The sequence below is a fragment of the Streptomyces canus genome (genome assembly GCF_001514145.1).
GTDB classification, from domain to species: domain Bacteria; phylum Actinomycetota; class Actinomycetes; order Streptomycetales; family Streptomycetaceae; genus Streptomyces; species Streptomyces canus.
The window spans coordinates 150,540-175,422 of record NZ_KQ948660.1 but is presented as its reverse complement, the minus strand read 5'-3'; the positions used below and the strand labels follow the sequence as shown (position 1 = coordinate 175,422).

25 protein-coding genes, 1 tRNA gene and 1 pseudogene are annotated in these 24,883 nt (G+C 69.7%); 11 read left to right on the top strand and 16 right to left on the bottom strand.

Annotated elements, in window-relative coordinates; all coding sequences use genetic code 11:
* Positions 1–101 precede the first annotated feature (101 nt).
* Both AQJ46_RS17570 and AQJ46_RS17565 read right to left on the bottom strand, forming a co-directional pair.
* Positions 102–395 carry a hypothetical protein gene (locus tag AQJ46_RS17570; RefSeq protein ID WP_059206490.1) on the bottom strand — a complete coding sequence of 98 codons (294 nt, stop codon included), beginning with the start codon at positions 393–395 and terminating at the stop codon, positions 102–104.
* A gap of 19 nt (positions 396–414) precedes the next feature.
* Complete coding sequence (locus tag AQJ46_RS17565) at positions 415–2,103, bottom strand: sodium:solute symporter family protein (RefSeq protein ID WP_059206489.1); 1,689 nt, start codon at positions 2,101–2,103, stop codon at positions 415–417.
* Between the two features lie 111 nt (positions 2,104–2,214).
* Here AQJ46_RS17565 and galT point away from each other — a divergent pair, with 111 nt between their 5' ends.
* From galT to AQJ46_RS17545, 4 genes are all read left to right on the top strand, one after another.
* The gene (gene galT, locus AQJ46_RS17560; RefSeq protein WP_059206488.1) at positions 2,215–3,276 is read left to right on the top strand and encodes a galactose-1-phosphate uridylyltransferase; all 1,062 of its coding nucleotides are present in this window, start codon (positions 2,215–2,217) and stop codon (positions 3,274–3,276) included.
* A complete protein-coding gene (galE, locus tag AQJ46_RS17555) occupies positions 3,273–4,235 on the top strand; it encodes a UDP-glucose 4-epimerase GalE (RefSeq protein WP_059206487.1) in 963 nt (320 codons plus the stop codon). The genes galT and galE overlap by 4 nt, the downstream gene beginning before the upstream one ends.
* Positions 4,235–5,389 carry a galactokinase gene (gene galK / locus AQJ46_RS17550; RefSeq protein ID WP_059206486.1) on the top strand — a complete coding sequence of 385 codons (1,155 nt, stop codon included), beginning with the start codon at positions 4,235–4,237 and terminating at the stop codon, positions 5,387–5,389. The genes galE and galK overlap by 1 nt, the downstream gene beginning before the upstream one ends.
* Positions 5,390–5,477: 88 nt before the next feature.
* Positions 5,478–6,266: a hypothetical protein gene (locus AQJ46_RS17545; RefSeq protein WP_059206485.1), complete on the top strand. Its 789-nt coding sequence runs from the start codon at positions 5,478–5,480 to the stop codon at positions 6,264–6,266.
* Here the strand turns inward: AQJ46_RS17545 and AQJ46_RS17540 are convergent.
* Positions 6,256–6,714 (bottom strand): GNAT family N-acetyltransferase, encoded by a 459-nt coding sequence (locus AQJ46_RS17540; protein WP_079072322.1) that lies wholly within the window; start codon positions 6,712–6,714, stop codon positions 6,256–6,258. The genes AQJ46_RS17545 and AQJ46_RS17540 overlap by 11 nt on opposite strands.
* 272 nt (positions 6,715–6,986) lie before the next feature.
* Here AQJ46_RS17540 and AQJ46_RS17535 point away from each other — a divergent pair, with 272 nt between their 5' ends.
* Entirely contained in the window at positions 6,987–7,754 is a 768-nt protein-coding gene (locus AQJ46_RS17535) for a LuxR C-terminal-related transcriptional regulator (RefSeq protein WP_059206483.1), read from the top strand.
* Here AQJ46_RS17535 and AQJ46_RS17530 read toward each other — a convergent pair.
* Positions 7,713–8,210, bottom strand: coding sequence for a MarR family winged helix-turn-helix transcriptional regulator (locus AQJ46_RS17530; RefSeq protein WP_007382615.1), 498 nt, complete (start codon positions 8,208–8,210; stop codon positions 7,713–7,715). The genes AQJ46_RS17535 and AQJ46_RS17530 overlap by 42 nt on opposite strands.
* Positions 8,211–8,299: 89 nt before the next feature.
* On the opposite strand from AQJ46_RS17530, the gene AQJ46_RS17525 reads away from it, so the two are divergent.
* The 3 genes and pseudogenes from AQJ46_RS17525 to AQJ46_RS52235 all read left to right on the top strand — a co-directional run bounded on the left by AQJ46_RS17525 (position 8,300) and on the right by AQJ46_RS52235 (position 9,555).
* On the top strand, positions 8,300–9,100 hold the full coding sequence (locus AQJ46_RS17525; protein ID WP_059206482.1) for a trans-aconitate 2-methyltransferase: 801 nt from the start codon (positions 8,300–8,302) through the stop codon (positions 9,098–9,100).
* Positions 9,100–9,275, top strand: a pseudogene (locus tag AQJ46_RS17520) (glyoxalase); the annotation flags it as partial. The gene AQJ46_RS17525 and the pseudogene AQJ46_RS17520, both read left to right, overlap by 1 nt.
* Before the next feature lie 106 nt (positions 9,276–9,381).
* Positions 9,382–9,555 (top strand): CsbD family protein, encoded by a 174-nt coding sequence (locus AQJ46_RS52235; RefSeq protein ID WP_079072321.1) that lies wholly within the window; start codon positions 9,382–9,384, stop codon positions 9,553–9,555.
* Positions 9,556–9,621: 66 nt separating this feature from the next.
* Here AQJ46_RS52235 and AQJ46_RS17515 read toward each other — a convergent pair whose 3' ends face one another.
* Positions 9,622–10,302, bottom strand: a complete 681-nt coding sequence (locus tag AQJ46_RS17515; RefSeq protein ID WP_057610408.1) for a TetR/AcrR family transcriptional regulator — start codon at positions 10,300–10,302, stop codon at positions 9,622–9,624.
* A complete protein-coding gene (locus tag AQJ46_RS17510; protein ID WP_059206481.1) occupies positions 10,299–11,309 on the bottom strand; it encodes an acyl-CoA desaturase in 1,011 nt (336 codons plus the stop codon). Before AQJ46_RS17510 ends, AQJ46_RS17515 begins: the two co-directional genes overlap by 4 nt.
* 307 nt (positions 11,310–11,616) lie before the next feature.
* Between AQJ46_RS17510 and ppc the strand changes: the two genes are divergently transcribed.
* Positions 11,617–14,358 (top strand): phosphoenolpyruvate carboxylase, encoded by a 2,742-nt coding sequence (gene ppc, locus AQJ46_RS17505; protein WP_059206480.1) that lies wholly within the window; start codon positions 11,617–11,619, stop codon positions 14,356–14,358.
* 63 nt (positions 14,359–14,421) lie between these two features.
* Here ppc and AQJ46_RS17500 read toward each other — a convergent pair whose 3' ends face one another.
* From AQJ46_RS17500 to AQJ46_RS17465, 8 genes are all read right to left on the bottom strand, one after another.
* Positions 14,422–15,117 (bottom strand): LPXTG cell wall anchor domain-containing protein, encoded by a 696-nt coding sequence (locus AQJ46_RS17500; RefSeq protein ID WP_059206479.1) that lies wholly within the window; start codon positions 15,115–15,117, stop codon positions 14,422–14,424.
* Between the two features lie 138 nt (positions 15,118–15,255).
* Positions 15,256–15,759 carry a hypothetical protein gene (locus tag AQJ46_RS17495; RefSeq protein WP_059206478.1) on the bottom strand — a complete coding sequence of 168 codons (504 nt, stop codon included), beginning with the start codon at positions 15,757–15,759 and terminating at the stop codon, positions 15,256–15,258.
* Positions 15,760–15,811: 52 nt separating this feature from the next.
* Positions 15,812–16,414 carry an aminoacyl-tRNA hydrolase gene (pth, locus tag AQJ46_RS17490; protein WP_057610403.1) on the bottom strand — a complete coding sequence of 201 codons (603 nt, stop codon included), beginning with the start codon at positions 16,412–16,414 and terminating at the stop codon, positions 15,812–15,814.
* A gap of 123 nt (positions 16,415–16,537) precedes the next feature.
* Positions 16,538–17,131: a 50S ribosomal protein L25/general stress protein Ctc gene (locus tag AQJ46_RS17485; RefSeq protein ID WP_059206477.1), complete on the bottom strand. Its 594-nt coding sequence runs from the start codon at positions 17,129–17,131 to the stop codon at positions 16,538–16,540.
* Positions 17,132–17,316: 185 nt separating this feature from the next.
* The gene (locus tag AQJ46_RS17480) at positions 17,317–18,297 is read right to left on the bottom strand and encodes a ribose-phosphate diphosphokinase (RefSeq protein WP_059206476.1); all 981 of its coding nucleotides are present in this window, start codon (positions 18,295–18,297) and stop codon (positions 17,317–17,319) included.
* Between the two features lie 75 nt (positions 18,298–18,372).
* Entirely contained in the window at positions 18,373–19,821 is a 1,449-nt protein-coding gene (glmU, locus tag AQJ46_RS17475) for a bifunctional UDP-N-acetylglucosamine diphosphorylase/glucosamine-1-phosphate N-acetyltransferase GlmU (RefSeq protein WP_079072320.1), read from the bottom strand.
* Between the two features lie 112 nt (positions 19,822–19,933).
* A tRNA-Gln gene (locus AQJ46_RS17470) sits at positions 19,934–20,008 on the bottom strand.
* A gap of 23 nt (positions 20,009–20,031) precedes the next feature.
* Entirely contained in the window at positions 20,032–20,892 is an 861-nt protein-coding gene (locus tag AQJ46_RS17465) for a hypothetical protein (RefSeq protein WP_059206474.1), read from the bottom strand.
* A gap of 167 nt (positions 20,893–21,059) precedes the next feature.
* On the opposite strand from AQJ46_RS17465, the gene AQJ46_RS17460 reads away from it, so the two are divergent.
* Positions 21,060–22,367 (top strand): sensor histidine kinase, encoded by a 1,308-nt coding sequence (locus AQJ46_RS17460; protein ID WP_059206473.1) that lies wholly within the window; start codon positions 21,060–21,062, stop codon positions 22,365–22,367.
* A 37-nt stretch (positions 22,368–22,404) separates the two neighbouring features.
* On the opposite strand, the gene AQJ46_RS17455 is transcribed toward AQJ46_RS17460, so the two are convergent.
* On the bottom strand, positions 22,405–22,899 hold the full coding sequence (locus AQJ46_RS17455; protein ID WP_059206472.1) for an SUKH-3 domain-containing protein: 495 nt from the start codon (positions 22,897–22,899) through the stop codon (positions 22,405–22,407).
* Between the two features lie 91 nt (positions 22,900–22,990).
* A complete protein-coding gene (locus tag AQJ46_RS17450) occupies positions 22,991–23,563 on the bottom strand; it encodes a YwqJ-related putative deaminase (RefSeq protein ID WP_208616942.1) in 573 nt (190 codons plus the stop codon).
* Positions 23,564–23,887: 324 nt separating this feature from the next.
* On the opposite strand from AQJ46_RS17450, the gene AQJ46_RS17445 reads away from it, so the two are divergent.
* Complete coding sequence (locus tag AQJ46_RS17445) at positions 23,888–24,877, top strand: SMI1/KNR4 family protein (protein ID WP_079072319.1); 990 nt, start codon at positions 23,888–23,890, stop codon at positions 24,875–24,877.
* The last annotated feature ends 6 nt before the right edge of the window (positions 24,878–24,883 follow it).

The window sequence follows — 24,883 nt, the reverse complement described above, 5'->3', positions numbered from 1 at the left end:
GGCGCGGGGAACTGCGCGACCAGCCCCCACTGACCCGCAGCCGCCCGACAACCTGACCCGGCACCCCCCTGGGCGCTACTCGGTCGGCTCCTCCCCCGGTGTCACCTCCGGACCGGCGGCGGAGTCGGGCGCAGCTTCAGCCAGACCAGGAAGAAGATGCCCAGGAGCAGCATCCCGAGGCCGGTCCAGAGGTTGATGTTGATGCCCTCCGACTTGTCGAGGGAGGAGTCGGAGGGGTTGATGCCGGCGATCGTGACGATGATGCCGTAGAGGACGAACAGGCCGCCGATGATGCGGCGCAGGTCGAAGATGCGGGCCGCCGTGGCCGACTTGGACTGGAGTTCGGTGACTTCCCGCTGGACGTCGTGTTCGGAGTAGCCGTGGGGCTCGGACATGGTTCCTCAATCTCCCCGGTCAGAACGAGAACGGGATGTAGCAGGCGGCCGCGAGGACGATCGCGCCCCAGCCCAGCAGGGCAGGCCTGCGGTACCAGGCGTCGTCGCCGGCGGCGGGGGGCTCGGACATGCCGGGGGACGTCGTGCCGTAGACGAGGCCCTGGAGTTCCTCGGCGGGCTTGGGGGCCGTGAACAGTGACACGGCGACCATGACCACCGCACCGGCCACGAAGCCCACGATCGCGGAGACGAAGTTGGCGCCCTGGTCGGAGGGGATGTCGATGATGCCCTGCTGGTAGATCCAGAAGTAGTTCACCATCGCCGCCACCGTGCCGGCGAGCAGACCCCAGAAGCCCGACTTCACGGACGCGCGCTTCCAGAACATGCCGACGATGAAGACGACGAACATCGGCACGTTGAAGAAGGAGAACAGCGTCTGGAGGTAGCTCATGATGTTCGAGAACGAGGACGCCAGGAACGCCGTGCCGACGGACGCGCAGACGCCGATCACCGTGATCAGGCGGCCGAAGCGGACGTAGTACTCGTCGTCACGGCCCTTCTCCACGTAGCGGCCCCAGATGTCGTTCGTGAACACCGTGTTGAAGGACGAGACGTTCGCCGCCATGCCCGCCATGAAGGCGGCCAGGAGGCCGGTGACCGCGATGCCCAGGACTCCGTTCGGCAGGAGCTGTTCCATCAGATAGGGGATGGCGTCGTTGTACTGGTAGCCCGAGTCGGAGGTGCCGAAGCCGGGGATCAGGGCCGCGGCCGTCAGGCCCGGGATCATCACCAGGAACACGATGAAGATCTTCGGGAAGGCCGCGATCAGCGGGGTGCGCTGGGCCGCGCTCAGGTTCTTCGCCGACAGCGCTCGCTGGACCTCCGCGAAGTTCGTCGTCCAGTAGCCGAAGGACAGGACGAAGCCGAGGCCCAGGACGATCGTCAGCCAGTTCGCGCCCAGCGGGTTCGCGCTGCCGATGCCCGTGCCGCCCCAGGCGGTCGTGAAGTTCGCCCCGTGCTCCGCCGTCAGCCTGTCGGTCAGGCCGTCCCAGCCGCCCACCTTCTTCAGGCCCAGCACGGAGAGCGGAATGAGGGCCGCCAGGATCACGAAGAACTGGAGGACCTCGTTGTAGATCGCGGAGGAGAGGCCGCCGAGGGTGATGTACGCGAGGACGAAGGCGCCCGCCACCACGATCGCCACCCACTGCGGCCAGCCCAGCAGGGCCTCGACCACGATCGCCAGGGCGTAGAGGTTCACGCCCGCGATCAGGATGGCCGCGAAGGCGAACAGGGCCGAACTGAGCAGATGTGCCCACTTGTCGAAGCGCAGAAGCAGCATCTCGGGGACCGAGCGCACCTTGCTGCCGTAGTAGAAGGGCATCATCACCAGGCCGAGGAAGACCATGGCCGGGATGGCGCCGATCCAGTACCAGTGGACCGTGTAGGCGCCGTACTGCGCGCTGTTGGCGGCCATCCCCAGGATCTCCGTGGCGGCCAGGTTGGCCGAGATGAAGGCGAGACCCGTGATCCAGGCCGGCAGTGAGCGGCCGGAGAGGAAGAAGTCCAGGCTCGTCTTCACCGATCTCCGGGCCGCGAAACCGATGCCGAGGACGACGACGAAGTAGATGCCGAGGATCGTGTAGTCGACCCAGTTGGTGGGGAGCCGGAGCTCAGCTGCCAGGTATGCGCCTTTTGTGGGGGTTTGCATAGTCAACAAGCGAACACCTCGACTGATGCGCTTTGTTTGATTCTGATGTTGACGTGGGTGGGGGGTTATGGTTACTTGTGTTTAGTTATGTTTGAGTGAAGGAGTCCAGCGGTGAAGAAGACCTCGACCCGGCTGGCCGACGGTCGCGAGCTCATCTACTACGACCTGCGCGACGACACCGTCCGCGACGCCGTGGACCGGCGTCCGCTGGAGCGGACTGTCACCACGTCCGAGGTTCGTCGGGATCCGCTGCTCGGCGACTCCGTGGCCATCGCCTCGCACCGACAGGGGCGCATCTACCACCCGCCCGCGAACGAGTGCCCGCTGTGCCCCTCGCAGGGTGAGCGGCTGAGTGAGATCCCGGACTCGTGGTACGACGTCGTGGTCTTCGAGAACCGTTTCCCCTCGCTGGCCGGCGACTCGGGGCGCTGTGAGGTCGTCTGCTTCACCTCGGACCACAACGCGTCCTTCGCCGACCTCACGGAGGAGCAGGCGCGGCTCGTCCTGGACGCATGGACCGACAGGACGTCGGAGCTGTCGCATCTGCCCTCCGTGGAGCAGGTCTTCTGCTTCGAGAACCGGGGTGCGGAGATCGGTGTGACCCTGGGTCACCCGCATGGCCAGATCTACGCCTACCCGTTCACCACCCCTCGCACCGCCCTGATGCTGCGTTCTCTCGCCACGCACAAGGAGGCGACCGGAGGTGAGAACCTCTTCGACGCCGTCCTGGAGCGCGAGCTCGCCGACGAGCGGGTCGTCCTGGAGGCCGAGCACTGGGTCGCCTTCGTGCCCTACGCGGCGCACTGGCCGTACGAGGTGCACCTCTACCCGAAGCGCCGGGTTCCGGATCTGCTCGGCCTCGACGAGGACGCGCGCACAGAGTTTCCCCAGGTGTATCTGGAACTCTTGAGACGCTTCGACCGGATATTCGGGGAGAGCGAGTCCCCGACGCCGTACATCGCCGCCTGGCACCAGGCGCCGTTCGGGCAGCTGGAGGAGTTCGAGGGCGTCCACCGCGACGACTTCGCGCTGCACCTGGAGCTTTTCACCATTCGCCGTACGTCCGGCAAGCTGAAGTTCCTCGCGGGTTCCGAGTCCGGCATGGACGTCTTCATCAACGACATCCGACCGGAGGCCGCGGCACAGCGACTGCGAGAGGTAGCGAGTTCATGAAGTACCTGGTGACAGGTGGCGCGGGGTATGTCGGCAGTGTCGTGGCCCAGCATCTGCTGGAGGCGGGGCACGAGGTCGTCGTCCTCGACAACCTCTCCACCGGCTTCCGCGAGGGCGTCCCGGCCGGAGCCGCGTTCGTCGAGGGCGACATCCGCGACGCCGCCAAATGGCTGGACTCCTCCTTCGACGGCGTCCTGCACTTCGCCGCCTTCTCGCAGGTCGGCGAGTCGGTCGTGAAGCCCGAGAAGTACTGGGAGAACAACGTCGGCGGCACGATGGCGCTGCTGGGCGCGATGCGCGAGGCCGGCGTCAAGAAGCTCGTCTTCTCCTCCACGGCCGCCACGTACGGGGAGCCCGAGGAGGTGCCGATCGTCGAGTCGGCGCCGACCAGGCCCACCAACCCCTACGGCGCCTCCAAGCTCGCCGTCGACTTCATGATCACCAGCGAGGCGAACGCGCACGGGCTGGGTGCCGTGTCCCTGCGGTACTTCAACGTGGCCGGCGCGTACGGCAAGCAGGGCGAGCGGCACGACCCCGAGTCGCACCTCATCCCGCTGGTCCTCCAGGTCGCGCAGGGCAGGCGCGAGGCGATCAGCGTCTTCGGCGACGACTACCCGACCCCGGACGGCACCTGCATCCGCGACTACATCCACGTCGCCGACCTGGCCGAGGCCCACCTCCTCGCCATCAAGGCCGCCACCGCGGGCGAGCACCTCATCTGCAACCTCGGCAACGGCGAGGGCTTCTCCGTCCGCCAGGTCATCGAGACGGTCCGCAAGGTCACCGGCCACCCGATCCCCGAGGTCGTGGCCCCGCGCCGGGGCGGCGACCCGGCCACCCTGGTCGCCTCCGCCGCCACCGCCCGCGAGAAGCTGGGCTGGAACCCGTCCCGCGCGGATCTCGCGGGGATCGTCGCGGACGCGTGGGAGTTCGCGCAGACCATCGCAAGGGAGCAGTAGTGGCGGCACAGCAGGTCCGGGACGGTTTCGTCGAGCTCTACGGAACCGAGCCCGAGGGTGTCTGGTCGGCGCCGGGCCGCGTCAACCTCATCGGTGAACACACCGACTACAACGACGGCTTCGTGATGCCCTTCGCGCTGCCGCACACCGCGGTCGCGGCTGTCTCCCGGCGCACGGACGGCGTCCTGCGTCTGCACTCCTCGGACGTCGAGGGCGGGGTCGTGGAACTGCGTCTCGACGACCTCGCGCCGGACAGCGACAGGAACTGGACCGCGTACCCTGCCGGTGTCGTCTGGGCGCTGCGCGAGGCCGGGCATCCGGTCACCGGCGCGGACGTCCACCTCACCTCGACGGTCCCGGCGGGCGCGGGCCTGTCCTCCTCGGCGGCCCTGGAGGTCGTCGTCGCGCTCGCGCTGAACGACCTGTACGACCTCGGTCTCCAGCGCTGGCAGCTGGCCCGTCTGTGCCAGCGCGCCGAGAACGTCTACGTCGGCGCCCCCACCGGGATCATGGACCAGACCGCATCCGCCTGCTGCGAGGCCGGCCACGCCCTGTTCCTCGACACCCGGGACCTTTCCCAGAAACAGATCCCCTTCGACCTCGCCGCCGAGGGCATGGTGCTGCTCGTCGTCGACACCCGCGTCAAGCACTCGCACAGCGAGGGCGAGTACGGCAAGCGCCGCGCGGGCTGCGAGCGGGGTGCGGCGCTGCTGGGCGTGGACGCGCTGCGGGACATCCCCTACGGCGAGCTCGACGCGGCCCTCGAGCGGCTCGGCGACGACGAGGAAGCGGTCCGCCTGGTCCGCCACGTCGTCACCGAGGACGAGCGGGTCGAGAAGACCGTCGCCCTGCTGGAGTCGGGCGAGACCCGTGCGATCGGCCCCGTGCTGGTCGCCGGCCACGCCTCGCTGCGAGACGACTTCCGCATCTCCTGCCCGGAGCTGGACCTGGTGGTCGACACCGCCCTCGCCTCGGGTGCCCTGGGCGCCCGGATGACCGGCGGCGGCTTCGGCGGCTCGGCGATCGTGCTGGCGGAGGCGGCCGACGTGGAGCCCCTCACCAAGGCGGTCCAAGAGGCCTTCGCCGCGGCGGACTTCACCGCTCCGCGAGTGTTCGAGGCGGTGCCCTCGGCAGGCGCGCGGCGCCTGGTCTGAGACCGACTGACCGCTGTTTTGCCCGGCTTGATCCGAACTTGGGGAAAGCCGGGCCCCTCCCTGACATACGCCCCAGTAACGTCGGAGCGTGAGTCGAGGGCGCCATCGCATCCTGTCGGCGATCGGCATCGGCTGCTACGCGCTGGCCGCGATCGCCGGCTTCTTCCTCCTGGCGGGCCACCATGGCTCCGGTCTCCTGGTGCCCCTGTGGATCGCGCACGGCGTGCTCCTGGCCGTGCTGCTGACGAAGCTCGCCGCGGACGAGACGGGCCTTTCCGCGGCGCTGGTCGTGGTCGGCGCCTCCCTGGTGGCGGTGTACTTCGCCGACCTGGCCCGCGACGACCTCACCCTGGAGCGGCGGGGCGAGCGGATCACCGCCACCGTCGTACGGGAGTGGCTCGCCCCGAACCAGGGGCGGGAGGTCAACACCTACGACTACGCACTCGCGCGCCGCGACGGCACCAGGGTCCGGGGCCCCGCCCTCCAGGCACGGTCCGGCACCTTCGCCGTCGGCCAGACCGTCACGGTGCTCGCGGACCCCGAGGGCGTGCTGCGTCCCCGTACCCCCGGCGACGCGGACGCGACCGGCACCCTCCTGGGCGTGGGCGCGTTCGCGCTGCTCGCGCTCGGCATCGTCGCGGCCACGGCCCGCCGGGGCGCGATCGTCGGACGGCAGCGGGAGGAACGGGCCCGGCTGGCGGAGCAGGAACACATACTCCGCGAAGCCCTCCGCACGGCCTCGGCCGATGTGCACGGCTTCGTCGAGGTCCACCCCGGCCACTACCCCGACGTCTCCCATCGCCGCGCGGCCGGCATCGCAGGCGAGCTGGGTCTGCAGCCGGCGGACGAGCCGGGCTCCTGGCGCTTCAGACGCTGAGCCGCTTGGTCAGCGTGTACTCCGTGACCCCCGGCGGATAGTCCGGGATCACGCACACCACCTCGTATCCCTGCTTCTTGTAGAACTCCGGCGCCTGGAAGTCCCATGTCTCCAGGCGTACGGCGGTACAGCCACGGCCGCGACGGGCCATGCGCTCCGCCCGTGCGAGCAACTGCGAACCCAGGCCCGCGCCGCGGTGCCGTTCGTCGACCCACAGGTAGGTCACGTGCAGCCAGCTCGTCCAGGTGTGGCCGACCAGTCCGCCCGCGACGGCGCCGGAGTCGTCCAACGCCCAGACGTGGAGCGGAAGTTCCCGTTCACCTGGGGTTCCGCGCAGCGCTCGCAGGATCGGGGAGGCCGCCGTGTTCGTCTCCCGCAGCCGGGAGCGCAGCAGATCGCGTCGGGCTTTGTCGACTTCTGTCTCCAGACGAAACATGCGGCTCACCATAAACGCACCGGACAGCCAGTTCTGCAAATAACCTTCCGCTCCTGCCCCCCGGCCGTACCCTGATGAACAGCACCGGTGGGGGCCGGTGCTGATCAGGGGGCGAGACAGTCGGGTACGGCGCCCGAAGTGGGGGTAGCAGTTCTTGCACGGCGACGGCCGTGCGGCCATCGTGCTTCGTGAGTCGTACCCGCGGCGGTGTCGTCTCCCGAGTCGTCCTCAGACGATGACGATGGGTATCCCCTGCTCTTCGAGAGCTTGGGGAAGGGGGTTTCGTGGTTCGCATCCGAGTCCTGGTCGTCGACGACCATCGCATCTTCGCCGAGTCGCTCGCCGCCGCACTGGCGGCCGAGCCCGACGTGGAGGTCTCCGCGGCCGGCAGCGGTCCCGCCGCGCTGCGCAGTCTGGAGCGCGCGGCCGCCGAGGGCCGCCGTTTCGACGTGCTGCTCGTCGACGCAGATCTGGGCGGCAACGTCCAGGGCATCAGGCCCGCAGTGTCCGTGCCGGACGGCAACGAAGAGGGGCTGGTCGACGGCATATCACTGGTCGCCGGGGTCCGTACGGGGCAGCCGGCGGTCCGCATCGTCGTGCTCGCGGAGAAGGACGATCCGCGGCGGGCCGCGCTCGCCCTGCAGGCCGGCGCCTCGGGCTGGGTCGCCAAGGACTGCTCGCTGTCCCGGCTGCTCACCGTCATCCGGGGGGTGCTGCGGGAGGAGACCCATCTGCCGCCCGCCCTGCTCACCGGCGTGCTCAGGGAGCTCACCGCCGCCCGCAAGCACCGCACTGAGAGCGAGCAGCTGGTGGAGTCCCTCACCCCGCGCGAGCGGGAGGTGCTGCGCTGCATGGTGGCCGGGCTCGGCCGCAAGGCGGTCGCGGAGAGACTGTTCCTCTCCCCGCACACCGTGCGCACACATATGCAGAACGTCCTCGGCAAGCTGGGCGTCCACTCCACCCTGGCCGCCGTCGCCCTGGCGCGCCGCGCGGGCGTGGGGCCGGTCGACCTAGCCGGGGATGTTGTCGAACGGGGCGGTCAGCTGGCGTAGCAGCCCGGCCAGTTCCCCGCGCTGGGCGCGGGAGAGCTCGGCGAGGATCGCGCGTTCCTGTTCCAGCAGACCGGCGAGGGCCTGGTCCGCGCGGTCCTTGCCGTCCTCCGTGAGCCTGACCAGCACCCCTCGCCGGTCGCTCGGATCGGGCAGCCGCTCCACCAGGCCCTTCTTGGCCAGGCGGTCGATGCGGTTGGTCATCGTGCCCGAGGTGACCAGCGTCTGTGTCAGCAGCTGTCCGGGGGAGAGCTGGTACGGCGTCCCCGCGCGCCTGAGCGCGGTCAGCACGTCGAACTCCCACGGCTCCAGGCTGTGCTCGGCGAAGGCCAGCCGGCGTGCCCGGTCCAGGTGCCGGGCCAGTCTGCTCACCCGGCTGAGCACCTCGAGCGGTTCCACGTCGAGGTCAGGGCGCTCCCGGCGCCACGCAGCGACCAGCCGATCGACCTCGTCCTCCATGACGATCAGTGTAGTGGTTGTGTCGACATGAAGTCTCTTGATGTCGAGTCTCTTGACATCAAGATAAGTAGGCGGGGAAGGTGAGGGACATGACGACCCCCACCTGGGACCCGACCCAGTACCTCCGCCACGCGGACCACCGCGCCCGCCCTTTCACCGACCTCCTCGCCCGCATCCCGGACCTGCCGGGGGACCCGCCCCTGATCGCCGACCTGGGCTGCGGCCCCGGCAACATGACGGCGGTGCTCGCCGCACGCTGGCCCACGGCCCGGATCACCGGCTACGACAACTCGGCCGAGATGCTCGACAAGGCACAGGTCGAGTACGCGGGCCCCACGTCCGGCGGCGGGCACCTCGACTTCGCCCACGCGGACGTGCGCACCTGGACGCCCGCACAGCCGTACGACCTCATCGTCAGCAATGCGACGCTGCAGTGGGTGCCGGGGCACATGGAGCGTTTCGCCGACTGGATCGCCGGTCTCGCACCCGGGGGCACCTTCGCCTTCCAGGTGCCCGGCAACTTCGACTCCCCGAGCCACCGGCTGATGCGCGAAATCGCCGGGTCCATGGGCCTCGCCGAGTCACTGCGCCACGACGACGCCGTCCTAGCGCCCCAGGCCTATCTGGCGGCGCTGGCCGACCTGGGCTGCGAGGTGGACGCGTGGGAGACGACGTACGTGCACCTGCTGCAGGGCCGGGACCCGGTCCTGGACTGGGTCAAGGGAACCGGTCTGCGCCCGGTCCTGACCGCCCTGGCCGACGACCCGCAGGCCAGGGAGGAGTTCCTGGGCACCTACCGGGCGGCCCTGCGCGAGGCGTATCCGGCGGGTCCGCACGGCACGCCGTTCCCGTTCCGCCGCATCTTCGCGGTGGCCCGGAAGGCGGGCTGATGCTCACGGCCGTCGACCATGTGCAGCTCGCCGTGCCGCGCGGTTCCGAAGACCTGCTGCGCGCCTACTACGTCGACGTCCTCGGCATGACCGAGACCCCAAGCCGCCGGTGCTCGCGGCCCGGGGCGACTGCTGGTTCCGGGCGGGGGCCGTGGAGCTGCACCTGGGGATCGAGGACGCCTGCCCCGTAGGGAACCGGCTGGAGTTCCTTGTTTGACCGGGGCGGTCCGGGTCACCCGCTGTGATGTCAGCGGAGTCGACCAGCGCTGGGAGTGAGACCGGTGGCAGGAGACCAGAAGGCCAAGGGCAAGAAGGAACAGGCCAAGGGCAAGGCCAAGGAGGCCATGGGTCGTGCGGTCGGCAACGAGCGCATGGAGGCCGAGGGCCGCATGGAGCAGTCCAAGGGCGACGCGCGCCAGGCCAAGGAGAAGGCCAAGGACACCTTCAAGCACTGACGGCCCGAGAACGCACCGGCCCGTGCACCCCTGGGTGCACGGGCCGTCGTACGTTCCGGTGACGGGTCAGCTCTTCCGGCGGCCTATCAGACGCGGCTTCGCCTCCAGCCCGTCCAGGCCGTGCCACGCCAGGTTCACCAGATGCGCCGCCACCTCCGCCTTCTTCGGGCGGCGCACGTCCAGCCACCACTGGCCGGTCAGGGCGACCATGCCGACCAGGGCCTGGGCGTACAGCGGGGCCAGCTTGGGATCGAAGCCGCGCCTCTTGAACTCGCGGCCCAGGATGTCCTCGACCTGCGTGGCGATGTCCGAGATCAGAGAGGCGAAGGAGCCCGTGGACTGCGGGATCGGGGAGTCCCGGACCAGGATGCGGAAGCCGTCCGTGTACTCCTCGATGTAGTCGAGAAGGGCGAAGGCCGCCTGTTCGCACAGTTCGCGGGGGTGGCCGGCCGTCAGCGAACTCGTCACCATGTCCAGCAGGCGCCGCATCTCACGGTCCACCACCACCGCGTACAGGCCCTCCTTGCCGCCGAAGTGCTCGTACACCACCGGCTTCGAGACGCCCGCCTTCGCCGCGATCTCCTCCACCGACGTGGCCTCGAAGCCCTTCGAGGCGAAGAGCGTGCGACCGATCTCCAGCAACTGGGCGCGGCGCTCGGCCCCCGTCATCCGGGTGCGCCGGGCACGCCGCGGCTTTGCTTCGTTGCTCGGGGTACTGCTGGAGTCGGTCGCCACGGCGTCCATCATGCCGCCTCGACGGCCTCCTTCTTGCGCCGGGAGCCGTCCCCGTCCGTGTTCCGGCGGGAATCGATACGCGAGCGTGACGGCCAGCGCACGTCGTACGCCCAGCCGAGCATCTCGAACCAGCGGATGATCCGCGCCGAGGAGTCCAGCTGGCCCCGCATCACCCCGTGCCGTGCCGAGGTCGGGTCGGCGTGGTGCAGGTTGTGCCAGGACTCACCGCAGGACAGCACGGCCAGCCACCACACGTTGCCCGAGCGGTCCCGCGACTTGAAGGGCCGCTTGCCGACCGCGTGGCAGATCGAGTTGATCGACCAGGTCACGTGGTGCAGCAGGCAGACCCGGACCAGCGAGCCCCAGAAGAATCCGGTGAACGCGCCCCACCAGGACATCGTCACCAGACCGCCGATCACGGCGGGCAGGGCCAGCGAGAGCATCGTCCAGAAGATGAACTGACGCGAGATCGCCCGGATCGCCGGGTCCTTGACCAGATCCGGCGCGTACTTCTCCTGCGGGGTCTGCTCCTCGTCGAACATCCAGGCGATGTGGGCCCACCACAGGCCCTTCATCAGCGCCGGGACCGTCTCCCCGAACCGCCACGGCGAGTGGGGGTCGCCCTCGGCGTCGGAGAACTTGTGGTGCTTGCGGTGGTCGGCCACCCACCGCACCAGCGGCCCCTCGACCGCCAGCGACCCCATGATCGCCAGCGCGATTCTCAGCGGCCGTTTGGCCTTGAAGGAGCCGTGGGTGAAGTAGCGGTGGAAGCCGATCGTGATGCCGTGGCAGCCGAGGTAGTAGAAGAAGACCAGAAGGCCCAGATCGAGCCAGCTCACACCCCAGCCCCACGCCAGCGGCACCGCCGCGAGCAGGGCGAGGAACGGGACGGCGATGAAGAGGAGCAGCGTGATCTGTTCGAGCGAACGCTTCTGCTCACCGCCCAGCGTCGCGGAGGGTGGTGTCGAGCCGTCGGTCGCCTTCGGGGCGTCTGCGATCACATCGGAGCGCGTGGTCATGGGCGTCCCCTGTGGGGTTTCGAGGATTGGAGACAGGTGCCGGGCTGCGGGAATCCTCTCCGGGTTCCGTTACGACGGTCCCTACGGTTCCGTAACCTACGGCATCGTAAGTATGGCAGCGCGGCGCCCGGCGGCAAGAGCCCGAGAGTCTGCGCGTCCGCATGGACACCTATCCTTGGAGTCGGTCGGACAGCGCGGTCCGCTCTGATTTCTTCCCGGATGTCCGGCCCGTATGCGGCGGCTGCCGCAGGACCGCACTCCGGGTTCCCCTCCCGGACGAGCTTCAACACTGCAAGGAGCCGCACCTGTGAGCAGTGCCGACGACCTGACTACGAGCGCCACGTCGACCAGTAGTGAGTTGCGCGCCGACATCCGCCGGCTGGGCGACCTCCTGGGCGAGACCCTCGTCCGCCAGGAGGGCCCCGAGCTGCTGGAACTCGTCGAGAAGGTGCGCCGCCTCACCCGTGAGGACGGCGAGGCCGCCGCCGAGCTGCTGCGCGGCATCGAACTGGAGACCGCCGCCAAGCTGGTGCGCGCCTTTTCCACCTACTTCCACCTGGCCAATGTCACCGAGCAGGTCCACCGCGGCCGCGAACTGCGGGCCAGACGCGCCGCCGAGGGCGGACTCCTCGCCCGTACGGCCGACCGCCTCAAGGACGCCGACCCCGAGCACCTGCGCCAGAGCGTCGCCAACCTCAACGTCCGCCCGGTCTTCACCGCCCACCCGACCGAGGCCGCGCGCCGCTCGGTGCTGAACAAGCTCCGCCGGATCGCCGCGCTCCTGGAGACACCGGTCATCGAGGCGGACCGCCGCCGCTACGACACCCGTCTGGCCGAGAACATCGACCTCGTATGGCAGACCGACGAACTGCGTGTCGTCCGCCCCGAGCCCGCCGACGAGGCCCGCAACGCCATCTACTACCTCGACGAGCTGCACGCCGGCGCCGTCGGCGACGTCCTGGAGGACCTGACGGCCGAGCTGGAGCGCGTCGGCGTCCGGATCCCCGACGCCACCCGCCCCCTCACCTTCGGCACCTGGATCGGCGGCGACCGCGACGGCAACCCCAACGTCACCCCCCAGGTCACCTGGGACGTCCTGATCCTCCAGCACGAGCACGGCATCAACGACGCCCTGGAGCTCATCGACGAGCTGCGCGGCTTCCTGTCGAACTCCATCCGCTACACCGGCGCCACCGAGGAGCTCCTGGAGTCCCTGAAGGCCGACCTGGAGCGCCTGCCGGAGATCAGCCCCCGCTACAAGCGCCTCAACGCCGAGGAGCCGTACCGCCTCAAGGCCACCTGCATCCGGCAGAAGCTGGAGAACACCAAGACCCGCCTGGCCAGGGGCATCCCGCACGAGGACGGCCGCGACTACCTCGGCACCAGCGAGCTCCTGAGCGACCTGACCCTGATCCAGACCTCGCTCAGGGAACACCGCGGCGGCCTGTTCGCCGACGGCCGGATGGACCGCACCATCCGCACCCTGTCCGCCTTCGGCCTCCAGCTCGCCACCATGGACGTCCGCGAGCACGCCGACGCCCACCACCACGCCCTCGGCCAGCTCTTCGACCGGCTCGGCGAGGAGTCCTGGCGGTATGTGGACATGCCCCGCGAGTACCGCACCAAGCTGCTCGCGAAGGAACTGCGCTCCCGCAGGCCCCTCGCGCCCACCCCCGCACCGGTCGACGCGGCCGGCGAGAAGACCCTCGGTGTCTTCCAGACCGTGAAGCGGGCTCTTGCGGTCTTCGGACCCGAGGTCATCGAGTCGTACATCATCTCGATGTGCCAGGGCGCCGACGACGTCTTCGCCGCCGCCGTCCTCGCCCGTGAGGCCGGCCTGCTCGACCTGCACGCCGGCTGGGCGAAGATCGGCATCGTGCCGCTCCTGGAGACCACCGACGAGCTCAAGGCCGCCGACACCATCCTGGAGGACATGCTCTCCGACCCGTCGTATCGCAGGCTCGTGGCCCTGCGCGGGGACGTCCAGGAGGTCATGCTCGGCTACTCCGACTCCTCGAAGTTCGGCGGCATCACCACCAGCCAGTGGGAGATCCACCGGGCGCAGCGGCGGCTGCGTGACGTGGCGCACCGCCATGGGGTGCGGCTGAGGCTGTTCCACGGCCGCGGCGGCACCGTCGGCCGCGGTGGCGGCCCCTCCCACGACGCCATCCTGGCCCAGCCCTGGGGCACCCTGGAGGGCGAGATCAAGGTCACCGAGCAGGGCGAGGTCATCTCCGACAAGTACCTCGTGCCGTCGCTGGCCCGCGAGAACCTGGAACTCACGGTCGCGGCCACGCTCCAGGCGTCCGCCCTGCACACCGCCCCCCGCCAGTCCGACGAGGCGCTGGCCCGCTGGGACGCCGCGATGGACGTCGTCTCCGACGCCGCGCACGCCGCGTACCGCAGGCTCGTCGAGGACCCGGACCTGCCGACGTACTTCCTCGCGTCGACCCCGGTGGACCAGCTCGCCGACCTGCACCTCGGCTCACGGCCCTCCCGCCGCCCCGGCTCGGGCGTCTCCCTCGACGGACTGCGCGCCATCCCGTGGGTGTTCGGCTGGACCCAGTCCCGGCAGATCGTCCCGGGCTGGTTCGGCGTCGGCTCCGGTCTTAAGGCCCTGCGCGAGGCGGGCCTGGACGTCGTGCTCGACGAGATGCACGAGCAGTGGCACTTCTTCCGGAACTTCATCTCCAACGTCGAGATGACGCTCGCGAAGACCGACCTGCGCATCGCGCGCCACTACGTCGAGACCCTCGTCCCCGCCGAGCTCCAGCACGTCTTCGCCGACATCGAGGCCGAGCACGAGCTGACCGTCCGCGAGGTTCTGAAGATCACGGGTGAGACCGAACTCCTCGACGCCACCCCGGTCCTCAAGCAGACCTTCGCCATCCGCGACGCCTACCTGGACCCGATCTCGTATCTCCAGGTGACGCTGCTCAAGCGCCAGCGCGACGCGGCCGCCGCGGGCGAAGAGCCCGACCCGCTGCTCTCCCGCGCCCTGCTGCTCACGGTCAACGGCGTGGCCGCGGGTCTGCGCAACACCGGCTGACACGGTGCACACGGCGGTGCCCCCGAGCCGGCCGGCTCGGGGGCACCGCTTTTCGGTTCTCCGTCAGGCCCGGCGCCGCCTGACGACGAGGTAGCCGCCGGCCGCCAGCAGCGCCGCCGAGACACCCGAGAGCAGGCCGACGGGGGCGACGTTCCCGGTCTCCGCGAGGTCGCCGGCGGAACCCTGCGCGGAAGCGGAGGCGGAAGCAGCAGGGGAGGAAGAGGCCGACGGGGAGGCCCCGGCCTCAGCGGATTCGCTGGGATCGGCGCTGGGAGAGGCGGATTCGCCCGACCCGGGAGTGCCGGAGGCCGACGTGGTGGGCGTGGCCGTCGTACCGCCGCCTTCCCCGTCCTCGCAGTCCGTCCAGAACACCTTGTGCTTGGCGGCCTGGGAGTTCTCGCCCTCGAAGTTCCAGAACAGCTTGTAGTGCCCGTCGGGCAGCGACAGGTCGTCCGTACGGCCGTGACCGTCGCTGTCCAGCGTGATCTCGCCGGACTTCACGGTCTCGCCCTTGACGTCGGCCGTCGGGGCCCAGGCCTCGATGTGCCAGTCGACCTCCTGGACGGCGTCGAAGCCGAAGGCGTCGAGGTAGAAGGTGCAGACGTGCGGCTCGTTCTTACGGAGCTCTTCGCCCGTGGTGGCGTCGTGGATCTTCACGGTTCCGTTGTCACCGGGAGCGGTGGCGTGGGCGACCGGCGCGACCAGAAAGGCCGCCGAAGCGACGGCGCACACGGCGCCGACGCGGGAGAGGGTACGCATGGGGCAGTAATCCATCTTCGAGAGTCAAACGGGAAGATGTGGAGGGGGCGGCTCAGCTTCCAGCCGTGATTGACCTCTGGTCAATCACGAACAGACAACACTCACGTTCTTCACAGAAGCGGAGCACGGCGAAAGCCGTCAGATGGCCACGAAAGCCGCCGTGAGCAGCGCGATCCCCGACCCCGCCAGCACCCACGCGAGCCGCGTCCTGCGCAGCCCGCCCGCCACGACCACCGACGCGAGCAGCAGCGCCCCGCCCATCGGCACCCAGGCGTACAGCACCCCGGCCGGCCCGGACCGTACGACATCGGCAGTGCCGGGCTTCACCACCACCGTGTAGGTCCGCCCCTTCCGCACGGCCACCGTCTTCTCGATGACGACCCGGCCCCGCGCCTGCGACCCGTGCGACAACGGCGAGTACGGACCGCTGCACGCGTCCTGCGCACACCGCGCCACCTCGATCGTGCCGCGCTCCCGCCCCTTGGTCAGCATCACGTACTGCGCGCTGCCCCAGGACGCCCACACCCCCGCGATCAGGATCAGCACCGTGACCGCCCCCATCGACGCGAGCCGTCCGAACCGCAGTGCGGCGACCGAGGCCTGGTGGGAGGTGAGGGCTGTGGCAGGCATGGCGGGGATCATTGGCCATGGTCCTGCGCGTGGTCAACTCCGTCCCGGCCGCCGGGCGGACAAGTCAGGAGTTGTACGTGCTTTGCGCCCGCTCGAGACCCTCGATCACCAGAGCCTCCACCGCGTCGGCCGCCCGGTCCACGAAGTAGTCGAGCTCCTTGCGCTCGCTCGACGAGAAGTCCTTCAGCACGAAGTCCGCGACCTGCATACGGCCCGGAGGACGTCCGATCCCGAACCGCACCCGGTGGTACTCCGCCCCGAACGCCTTCGTCATCGACTTCAGCCCGTTGTGCCCGTTGTCCCCGCCGCCCAGCTTCAGCCGCAGGATGCCGTAGTCGATGTCCAGCTCGTCATGGATGGCCACGATGTTGGCGACCGGAACCTTGTAGAAGTCCTTGAGGGCGTTCACCGGGCCGCCGGACAGGTTCATGAACGACATCGGCTTCGCCAGGACCACCCGCCGGTTCCCCGGCCCCGGCGGCCCGATCCGCCCTTCCACGACCTGGGCCTGCGCCTTCCCGGCCCGCTTGAACCGGCCCCCGACCCGCTCGGCCAGCAGATCGGCCACCCTGAAGCCGACGTTGTGCCGATTGCCCGCGTACTCGGGCCCCGGATTGCCGAGGCCGACGATCAGCCAGGGGCCGTTGGCGGGGGTAGTCACGTCCATCTCTCCTCTGCACATGCCGCAGCCGCCGCCCCCTGGACAGGGGCGACGGCTGGAGCGTATATCGCTACCGCGGTGCCGGGCGCCGGGGAAGCGGTGGCACGACGGCTACGGCCGGACCGCCGGTCAGGCCTCCGCGGCCTCTTCGCCCTCGGCGGCCTCGCCCTCGGACTCCTCGGCCTGCGCGGCCAGGACCTGCAGGACGACGGTGTCGCCGTCGACGGCCAGCGTGGTGCCCTTCGGCAGGGTGATGTCCTTGGCGAGGACGGAGTCGCCGGCGGCCAGGCCCTCGACGGAGACGGTGACCGACTCGGGGATGTGCGTGGCCTCGGCCTCGACCGGAAGCGCGTTCAGGACGTGCTCCAGCAGGAAGCCGCCCGGGGCCAGCTCGCCCTCGGTGTGGACGTAGATCTCGACGTTGACCTGCTCGCCGCGCTTGACCAGCTGGAGGTCGACGTGCTCGAGGTAGCCCTTGATCGGGTCACGCGTCACGGACTTCGGGATCGCCAGCTCGTTGGTCTTGCCGTCGATGTCCAGGGAGATCAGGACGTTCGACGTACGCAGCGCGAGCAGCAGCTCGTGGCCCGGGAGGGTCAGGTGGATCGGGTCGGAACCGCGACCGTACAGAACACCGGGAACCTTGTTGTCACGGCGGATACGGCGGGCGGCACCCTTGCCGAACTCGGAACGGGTCTCGGCGACGATCTTGACCTCGGACATGCGGATCACTCCTCGTGGAAACAGCGGCGGACGTGGTCACCCGGCCACGAACGGCCTGCTACGAAGAGCGCGTCGATAACGGACCGCCGACACCTGCGCGAACAGGTACGGCCTCCCTCGCCGAGCAACTGGGGCAGTCTACTCGGAGAGGGAGGCCGTACCCAAAAGGATCTTCCGCAGAACCCTTACTGCTCGTCGAACAGGCTCGTCACCGAACCGTCCTCGAACACCTCACGCACCGCGCTCGCGATCGTCGGCGCGATCGACAGGACCGTCATCTTGTCCAGGTCCTGGCCCAGCTCACCCGGCGTCGGCAGGGTGTTCGTGAACACGAACTCGCTCACCCGGGAGTTCTTCAGCCGGTCCGCGGCCGGCCCGGACAGCACACCGTGGGTGGCCGTCACGATGACGTCCTCCGCACCGTGCGCGAACAGCGCGTCCGCGGCGGCGCAGATCGTGCCGCCCGTGTCGATCATGTCGTCGACCAGGACACACACCCGGCCCTTGACCTCACCCACGACCTCGTGGACGGTCACCTGGTTCGCCACGTCCTTGTCACGCCGCTTGTGCACGATCGCCAGCGGCGCACCCAGCCGGTCGCACCAGCGGTCCGCGACCCGCACCCGGCCCGCGTCCGGGGACACGACCGTCAGCTTGTCCCGGTCGACCTTCCGGCCCACGTAGTCCGCCAGCAGCGGAAGGGCGAAGAGGTGGTCGACCGGCCCGTCGAAGAAGCCCTGGATCTGGTCGGTGTGCAGATCGACGGTGAGGAGGCGGTCCGCACCCGCCGTCTTCATCAGGTCCGCGATCAGCCGCGCCGAGATCGGTTCACGGCCGCGGTGCTTCTTGTCCTGCCGCGCGTAACCGTAGAACGGCACGATGACCGTGATGGAGCGGGCCGACGCACGCTTCAGAGCGTCGATCATGATCAACTGCTCCATGATCCACTGGTTGATCGGAGCCGTGTGGCTCTGGATCACGAAGCAGTCCGCACCGCGTGCCGACTCCTGGTAGCGGACGTAGATCTCGCCGTTCGCGAAGTCGAAGGCCTTGGTCGGGACGACCCCGACACCCAGCTGCTGGGCGACCTCCTCGGCAAGCTCGGGGTGGGCGCGGCCGGAGAAGAACATCATCTTCTTCTCGCCGGTCGTCTTGATCCCGGTCACAGCTGTCTCCTCAGAGGTGTTTCAACTGGGTGTGCAGTTATCACGGTACGACGACTTCGGCGCACCTGTTTCCGGTCAGTCCTCGCTCGCGCCCTCCCGGGAAGCCGCCTCGGCAGCCTTCGCCGCCGCGCTCCCCGGACGCTTCCGGGCCACCCAGCCCTCGATATTCCGCTGCTGGCCTCGGGCCACGGCCAGCGAACCGGGCGGCACATCCTTCGTGATCACCGACCCTGCGGCGGTGTACGCGCCGTCCCCGACCGTGACAGGCGCCACAAACATGTTGTCCGAACCCGTGCGGCAGTGCGACCCGACCGTCGTGTGGTGCTTGTCCTTGCCGTCGTAGTTCACGAACACGCTCGCGGCACCGATGTTCGAGTACTCACCGATCGTCGCGTCACCGACATAGGAGAGATGCGGGACCTTCGTCCCCTCTCCGATGCTCGCGTTCTTCGTCTCGACGTACGTCCCGATCTTGCCCTTCGCACCCAGCCGGGTGCCGGGGCGGAGATAGGCGAACGGTCCCACGCTCGCGTGGTCGCCGATGTGGGCGCTGTAGGCGACGGTGTTGTCGACGCGTGCCCCCGCGCCGACCTGCGTGTCCGTGAGCCGGCTGTTGGGGCCCACCTCGGCGCCCTCACCGACATGCGTCGAGCCGTGCAGCTGCGTGCCCGGGTGGACGACGGAGTCCTGGCCGAAGGTGACGGTGACGTCCACCCAGGTGGTGGCCGGGTCGATGACGGTCACACCGGAGAGCATGGCGCGGGTCAGCAGCCGGTCGTTGAGGATCCGCCGCGCCTCGGAGAGCTGCACGCGGTTGTTGATCCCGGCGATCTCACGGTGATCGACGGCGACGGAGGCGCCGACGCGGTGCCCGGCCTCCCGGAGAATCCCGAGAACGTCGGTGAGGTACTCCTCACCCTGGGAGTTGTCCGTCCGCACCTTGCCCAGCGCGTCGGCGAGGAGCTGCCCGTCGAAGGCGAAGACGCCCGAGTTGATCTCACGGATGGCCCGCTGCGCCTCGGAGGCGTCCTTGTGCTCGACGATCCCGGTCACCGCACCGGACACCGTGTCCCGCACGATCCGCCCGTACCCGGTCGCGTCCGGCACCTCGGCGGTCAGCACGGTGACCGCGTTCCCGTCCGTGGAGTGCGTGGCGGCAAGGGCGTTGAGGGTCTCGCCGGTCAGCAGAGGGGTGTCCCCGCACACGACGACGACGGTCCCGTCGACACGTCCGCCGAGCTCCTCCAGCGCCATCCGTACGGCGTGCCCGGTGCCGTTCTGCTGCGCCTGCACGGCCGTTCGTACGTCGGCGTCGGTGCCGGCGAGGTGAGCGATGACCTGCTCCCGGGCGTGCCCCACGACCACGACGAGGTTCTCGGGGTCCAACTCGCGGGCGGCGGCGAGCACATGTCCGACGAGGCTGCGGCCACAGATCTCGTGCAGGACCTTGGGTGTGGCCGACTTCATACGGGTGCCCTCACCCGCTGCGAGAACGACGACGGCTGCCGGGCGAATGGCGCTCACGGGATGCCCTTCGGCTGTGGAGGGGGTGGGGTGACATCCGCAGGATACCGGGGCGTTTCCCGGGCGACATGAGAGTGGGCCCTGACAGTGCTGTCAGGGCCCGAACAGGGTGTGGCTCCCCCGCCAGGACTCGAACCCGGACAGATGGCACCAAAAGCCACAGTGCTGCCAATTACACCACGGGGGAATAAGTTCGACTAAACCGGACATTTAGCCAGGTCGCCGAGTGGCGGCTCCTACTATGCCGTACCAGGCGCCCTCCATGCGACGGTACAGATCGGCGCTCTGCCGGACGTAAATCACGAGACAGCCGTGGTAGGTGTCTCCGGTGTTCTTGCGAAACGTCCGGGGGTTGTGCCGTTTCAGGGTCGCTTTGCTGAATGCTGACGTGTCGACCCCGGCAATGGCGGCCCAGAACCTCTCGGCGGCCTCCACGTCTGCGGTCTCGTGAATGCTGACGCGTAAGGTCAGGCGCTCCCGTCGCACTCCGAGGAACTCGAGCCAGCGCAGAAAGAGTGTGATCACGTTGGGGTCGCTGTTGATGAACTGCAGCACCTCGGTCCGACGGTGCGGCTTGTCCTTGGCGCCCTCGGCCCAGTAAAGGGCCACGCCTGTGAAGAAGAGTTCGCGGTCCGACAGTTCGCCGACGGCCGCTTCTGCAGCTGCCTTAGTCGCTTGACGCTCTTGGTCCTGGGTGTTGCGCAGGCGTGCCAGCCCGGCGTTCATGCGCGCCTGCTGTTCTTCTGGTGTGCACTTGGGCTCCGGGGTCGGCAGATCCCGCACCCAAAGCGACACCGAACTCTTCGAGCACCCCAGCTCCGCCTGGATCCGGCCGTACGTCCAGCCCGGCGTCCGTAGTTCTCGCGCCCTCTTGCGCAGATCGTCCTTCGCCCGCGGCCGCTTCGTCCATTCCGGGGGCGGCTCACCCTCGACGAGGCGCTGAAGGGTCTCCTTGTTGTGAACCTGCAGTTCGTCGCGGATCTGTCGAAGGCTGTAACCGCGGCGCCGAAGCGCCACCGCCCGCTCCCGCAGCCCCTCGAAGTCCGCGTACTTGCCTCGTGGATGTGCCATGGGTATACCGTCCGGGCGGAATGCGACCTTCCGCCCTCGAACGCTGAGCGATTCAGCAGTTCGAGGGATATCGGGCGGTTTCGTGGTCGATCGGTCACTCAAGGTGGTGTAGGTCAGTCGTCGAAATGCACCGGAAAACCTCCCACCGCCGAACGTAGGCTGGAGGCATGACCACGACGGGGGAAGACTTCACCGCGGCCCAGACGGGGCCGTGGTGGTGGGCACGGTGGCGTAGTGCGGTACTGGACGCAGGCCTGGCGTCGGCGTCCGCGGTGGAGTGTGCGTTCGAGGGGATCCGGTTCGCGGAGGACGCCGGGATCCCGATGACCGCGGGGATCGTGTTCGGTGTGCTGGCGGGGTCGGTGCTGGTCGTCCGGCGCAAGTGGCCGATCGCCGTCGTGCTCGTCTCGATCGCCATCACGCCCGCCCAGATGGGCTACCTCATGGGCATCGTCGGCCTGTACACGCTCGCCGCGTCCGAGCTGCCGCGCCGGATCATCGGCTCGCTCGCGGGAATGTCACTGGTCGGGATGCTGATCGTGATGTTCGTGCGGGTACGCCAGGACATGGCGCACGGCGAACTGGACCTGGGGGACTGGTTCGTCCCCTTCGCGTCGATCACGACGGCCATCGGGATGACCGCGCCGCCGCTGCTGCTCGGGCTGTACGTGGGCGCTCGGCGCCGGCTCATGGAGAGCCTGCGGGAGCGGGCCGACGATCTGGAGCGGGAGCTTCAGTTGCTCGCCGAGCGGGCCGAGGAGCGGGCCGAGTGGGCGCGCAACGAGGAGCGGACCCGTATCGCCCGCGAGATGCACGACGTCGTGGCGCATCGGGTGAGCCTGATGGTGGTGCACGCGGCCGCGCTGCAGGCCGTCGCCCGGAAGGATCCCGAGAAGGCCGTCAAGAACGCCGCGCTGGTGGGGGACATGGGACGGCAGGCGCTCACCGAGTTGCGGGAGATGCTCGGGGTGCTGCGCAGTGGGGACGGTTTCGGGCGGCAGGAGCGGGCCGCGGTGCCACTCGTCGCGGTGGGGGTGGCGGCGGCCGTGGCGGCCTCGCGGGTCGTGGAGGAGGCCGACGGGCCCTGTCTGGACGATCTGGAGACGTTGATCGGGCAGTCGGCGGCGGCGGGGATGGCCGTGGATCTGTCGGTGGAGGGTGACCTGCGGTCGTATGCCGCGCAGATCGAGCAGACGGCGTTCCGGGTGGTGCAGGAGGCGCTGACGAACGTCCACAAGCACGCGGCGGGCGCGAAGACGCACGTACGGCTGGCGCACCGGGAGTCGGAGATCGCGATGCAGGTGGAGAACGAACCGCCGCCGGAGGTGCCGTCGCTGGCGTCGGCGCGGCTGCCGTCGGGGGGCAACGGCCTGGTCGGGATGAAGGAGCGGGTCTCCGCGCTGGGTGGAGTGTTCGTGTCCGGGCCGACGGAGGCGGGGGGTTTCCGGGTGTCGGCGGTGATTCCGGCGGCGTGACCGTCGCGGGGACCCGGGTCCTCCGGGCCCCGGGGGCTCAGCCCGTGATGAGCCGGGTCGGTTCGATGCCGGAGACGAGTCCGGCGAGGGCCTGGTCGATGTCGGGGCCGAGGTACCAGTCACCGGTGTGGTCGAGGACGTAGACGCGGCCCTCGGTGTCGATGCAGAGGATGGCCTGGGAGTCGGTCTCGGCGCCGAGCGGGCAGACCTCGGTGTCGAGGGCGCGGCCGAGGTCGGCGAGGGTGCGGGCCATGTGGAGACCGTGCAGCGGGTCGAGGTGGAGGTGGGCGGGGGCGACCTGGCGGCCGGGGCCGGTGGGGGTCAGGTGCAGTCCGCCGAACTCGGCCCAGGCCTCGACCGCGGCCGGGAACACGGCGTGCCGGTGTCCGGCCGGTGAGGTGTGCTCGCGCAGGGCGTCGGCCCAGATCTCGGCCTGCTTTATGTCCCAGCGTCCGGGCTGCCAGCCGGCGGCGCGCAGAACGGCGTCGACGGGGACGGGGAAACGGGTGGTGCCGGTGCGGTCGGGGTGCATCTGCCCTTCGCGTTCGTCGAGGTCATGGGTCGGCTCCGTGGTGCGCGGCGGCGCCGTCGTACAGGGGGTACGGGTCGTACGGGTGGGGGTGTCAGCCGCCGTTCGTCGTCGGGTCGACGATGCGTACGCCGAAATGGGCGCTCAGAGCGGCGCAGGCGCGGCAGGGGGCGGCGAAGCTGCCGTGCAGCGGGTCGCCGTCCTCGCGGATGCGGCGGGCGGTGAGTTTGGCCTGCTTGAGGGCGCGGCGGGCCTCGCCGTTGGTCATCGGTTTGCGGCCGGCGCGCTTGCTGCGGGCGGCGTCCGCGGCGGCGATGTGCCGCGATATGAGCATGGTCTCGGCGCAGCGTCCGGTGAAGCGGTCGCGCCGGTCGCTGCCGAGGGTGTCGAGGAAGTCCTGGACGAGCGGGTGCAGCGGCGGGGCCTGGTCGCCGCGGGCCGCGGTGGAGGTGAGGGTGGCGCCGCGCACGGAGAGGGCGGCGGCGACCGTGGGCAGTATGCCGTCGCGGCGGTGGCGGAGAGCGGGCGCGTGGGGTCTCTCGGCGCTGCTCCAGCCGATGCGGGGATCGCCGTTGAGGCCGGCGTGCGGGCTGCCGTTCGCGCCGGTCGTCGTGCCCGTGTGCGGTCCTGTCTGCGGTCCCGTCTGCGTCGTGTTCATGATCGTCATCCCCTCCCGAGCATCCCCCCGGAGGTCACAGACTGCCAAACGGCGGGGCTGGTGCGGAAGCTGGGGCGGTGCGACACGCCCGGTTCGGGCGGGCTGTCACAGCGGGGTGACGGCTGGTCACGGAAGCGGAGGGGGGCTGACCGGTGCCCGGTGACCGGTGTCGTCGTACCGCATAGGCTGTCGGCACCGCGATCCAAGTGGTCGCCGCGATGCGCGCGGTTGACGCGTGGAGACGGACGAGACAGTCGATACGGCGCGTGGCGGCCCTGCTTTGCCGAAGGGGTCGCCGCGGGTCGTACCAGAGCGCCGCAGGGGGCTTTCGCCATGACGACAGGTCGGCTCGGGCAACAAGCCGCGCCGCCGAACGCGGCCTATGCCGGGCAGGTCGTGCATTTCCCGGATCCGGTCCGGGCCACGCGTCATCCCAGAGGGGTGCGGGTGGACGAGCATGGCTACCCCGACTTCTCGCCGTACGCGCGGGCCGCCGCCGAGATCGCCGATCCGCCGGAGGGTTTCGGGGTCGACGAACTGCGGCTGACCGACTACGTGTCGGCGAACGCGGCACTGTCGGCGACCGGTCACGAGCTGTGGGACACGGTGCCGGCGGTGGCGACGCCGCACGGCTGGACGTGGCATCACGTGGTGGGGTCGCGGAGGCTCGAGCTGATCCCGGTCGAGGTGAAGGCCCTGCTGCGGCATCACGGCGGGATCGCGACGACCCGTGTCGACCAGAACAAGCGGGGGACGCGGCCGCTGCAGGAGACACGTCCGGCGCATTTCGGGCTGCCGAAGTCGTCGGTGGCGGTGACGGAGTCGCAGGTGCAGGGGGTCGAGGAGGATCTCGGATACCGGCTGCCGGGCGCGTACCGGTCGTTCCTGAAGGCGGCGGGCGGGTCGGCGCCGGTGGGGGCCGCGCTGGACGCGGAGCTGGGACTCCTGGTCGACCAGCCGTTCTTCACGGTGCGGGACGAGGCGGCGGTCAACGACCTCGTGTACGTCAACAAGTGCCTGCGTGACCACCTGACGAAGGACTACCTCGGTGTCGGCTTCGTCCAGGGCGGTCTGCTGGCCGTGAAGGTGCGGGGCGAGGGGACCGGATCGGTCTGGTTCTGCGCCTACGACGACGCGCGGGACGTCGATCCTTCGCTTCCGCCGGCCGAGCGCGTGCAGCGGCTGTTGCTGCCCTGCGGTGCGGACTTCGATGTGTTCCTGTCCCGACTGGCCGGTAATCCACCGGAGTTGGAGACGGTGGCGAACCTGATGGTGGACGGCGGTTTCGCGCGGTCCGTTCCGGTGTCCTCGGTGGGGGAGTGAACTGAC